Source organism: Candidatus Jordarchaeum sp., from assembly GCF_052745115.1.
Genome location: NZ_JBRAKS010000470.1, coordinates 1 through 2,465 on the forward strand (window position 1 = coordinate 1; position 2,465 = coordinate 2,465).

The 2,465-nt window shown below is 38.8% G+C and carries 4 protein-coding genes; 3 read left to right on the forward strand and 1 reads right to left on the reverse strand.

Going from position 1 to position 2,465, the window contains the following annotated elements; all coding sequences use genetic code 11:
• The first annotated feature begins 130 nt into the window (after positions 1-130).
• From ACUVXA_RS19695 to ACUVXA_RS19705, 3 genes are all read left to right on the forward strand, one after another.
• Entirely contained in the window at positions 131-283 is a 153-nt protein-coding gene (locus tag ACUVXA_RS19695) for a hypothetical protein (protein WP_445872996.1), read from the forward strand.
• Positions 284-569: 286 nt separating this feature from the next.
• Positions 570-1,178 (forward strand): class I SAM-dependent methyltransferase, encoded by a 609-nt coding sequence (locus ACUVXA_RS19700; protein ID WP_445872997.1) that lies wholly within the window; start codon positions 570-572, stop codon positions 1,176-1,178.
• Entirely contained in the window at positions 1,175-1,726 is a 552-nt protein-coding gene (locus ACUVXA_RS19705) for a dual specificity protein phosphatase 23 (protein WP_445872998.1), read from the forward strand. The genes ACUVXA_RS19700 and ACUVXA_RS19705 overlap by 4 nt, the downstream gene beginning before the upstream one ends.
• Before the next feature lie 203 nt (positions 1,727-1,929).
• Here ACUVXA_RS19705 and nadE read toward each other — a convergent pair.
• Positions 1,930-2,465: NAD(+) synthase (nadE, locus tag ACUVXA_RS19710; RefSeq protein ID WP_445872999.1), on the reverse strand; the 536-nt coding region annotated here is incomplete at its 5' end.

Genomic DNA, 2,465 nt, shown 5'->3' on the forward strand with positions numbered 1-2,465 from the left:
ATACTAATAAAATATTTAAGATATTTTTATATAATATATTCAATTTAATTAATATAATAAAAAGGGGACAAAATAAGCCCAAAAAAGCACCCAAAAATCAAAAAACGCCAAAAAAGCAGGTGGTTGGCAAATGAAAGCAATCTATGCGTTTTGTGAAAAATGTGCAGCCTTCAACTATTTAAACTGCGAGTGCGAAGAATGTTACACAAGAGGATACATTTGCAAAAATTGTGGACATTTCAATGTATACGAAGCTGATATTGTATTAGAAGTAACCAGCTGATAATTACACATTTATAAACACTAATTTTTTAAAAATTTACTTCAACCTATTGGCTTTGGACAGTAATCACTTCATAAGGTATAATTCTAATATCTATAATGGGTCGCTCGTTAAATTTAAGTAACTTAAACCATTAGTTCTTTTAGCTAAAAACCAATTCTTAACGATTTGAGGGGGATTCTAAAAATTAATCTTTGATTATTATAACAACTTCACGATTATAGTGGTTTCTTGAGGATACACTTTACAACATGTATCAGAATTGGAAAAGGGAGGTTTTAACACATTGGGAGCGAGTAAAATCTCGGAGTATAGTAGATGGGATAAAATCTACAGGAGATATCCTCTGGAGGTTTTACCTTGGGAACTTGGGAGGCCTAGACAGTTTCTCGTGAATATGGTAAAGAGTGGAAAAATTAAAAAAGGGAAGACATTGGACTTGTGTACTGGTGCAGGAACCAATACCGTTTATCTGGCACGAAAAGGCTTTCAAGTTATAGGAATTGACGTTTCTCACAAAGCTTTGGAATACGCAAAAGAAAAAACCAAAAAAGCAAACGTAAATATTCCGCTTCAACTAGCGAGTTTTGTGGATCTCCCCTTCGATGACGAGCAGTTTGATTTTGTCTTTGACAATGGATGCTTCCACCATGTAGAAGTCGAAGACAGGGGTCTCTTCATAAAAGGAGTACACAGGGTATTAAAGAAGGGCGGCTTGTATCTTATGACTGTATTCAGCGATAGGAATGGACCCGCTTGGAATCATTTCTCACAGGAACAGATAATAAGACTCTTCTCAAAACACTTTAAAATCAGAAGTATAAAAAACATAGCATCCTTTGAAGGAGATGGCTACACACGATACTTTTACACAGTTTTAATGGAAAAGAAGTGACCGAAACCTGTAGTGGATACTCTCAGAAAATCAAAAATGTCTTAAACTTCCTATCTTTATCGAATTATAACAATCTCCAGAGTGGCGAACTCATAATGCACAACTTTAGCTGGTTAATCCCTGGCGTCCTTGCTGGTTCCTCCCGCCCTAGATCCGTTGATCTTCAACGCTTATCTGATGAGGGTATTCGTGTGCTAGTGACAGTAATGCTTAACCCACTTAACATTGAAAGCGTGGTCTCCGCAGGATTGGAATATTATCACATTCCAGTACCTGATTTCGGAACACCTACCCTTGAGCAAATACAGGAATTCGTGGATATTGTCAATGAAAACCGTCGCAAAGGCAAACCTGTTGCAGTCCATTGCTTAATGGGTTGCGGCAGAACAGGCACCTTTCTCGCCGCCTACCTCATCAGCCAAGGAAAAAGTTTTGAAGAGGCGGTGCAGGAAGTACGACGGAAACGACCATGTTCCATTGAAACAAGGGGTCAGATGGACATTCTCCGTAGGTTCGCAGAACAGCACCTACATCACACAAAGCACTAATTAAAAAACAAATATTCATAAAATACACTTTCATTCATTTTAACTTGGAAGGATCAGAATTTATTCTCTCCATTCTCATCCTCTATACCTATTAACGATAGGCATCTTCCATCCCATGCCAAAAGCCTTCGGAGTAATCTTTATACAGGGTGGAGCCTGCCATCTCTTATACTCCGCTCTTCTAATTCTCCTATAAGTATCCTCTACAACTTCCTCAGGTAACCCCTCTCGATTAGCTCATTTTTACCTCTTCTATTCTCTATGATCTCGTCCACCAATGGGCTGACGATGTCAAAATCAAATGGGTCAAACTGGTCTTCCTTAAGCTCCGCTGAGGGCTTCTTCTTAAAAACACTCTCTGGAATACTCTCCCTACCCGCTTTCTCATTCACATACCTTGCCAACTTATAGACCTCAAGCTTGTTCACATCACCGATAGCCCCGATTCCCCCAGTCATGTCTCCGTACAAAGTGCAGTACCCAAGAGCCATCTCGGTCTTATTTCCAGTATTCAAGACTAATATTTTCAAATTCTTCAACCGGTTAGATATATCCATTAAACAATTGCCCCTTGTACGTGGCTGGATGTTCTCATCGGCAACCGGATCATCATCCTCTTTTGTTCCCGTATACGGGAAATATATGCTTGTGTTTTGCTCAACAAGTTTCCCCGAAAAGAAGCGTTTTTTTAAGCCCGAAACAAAGGAGTAAACAACAACATAATTAAGAACAAAATTAA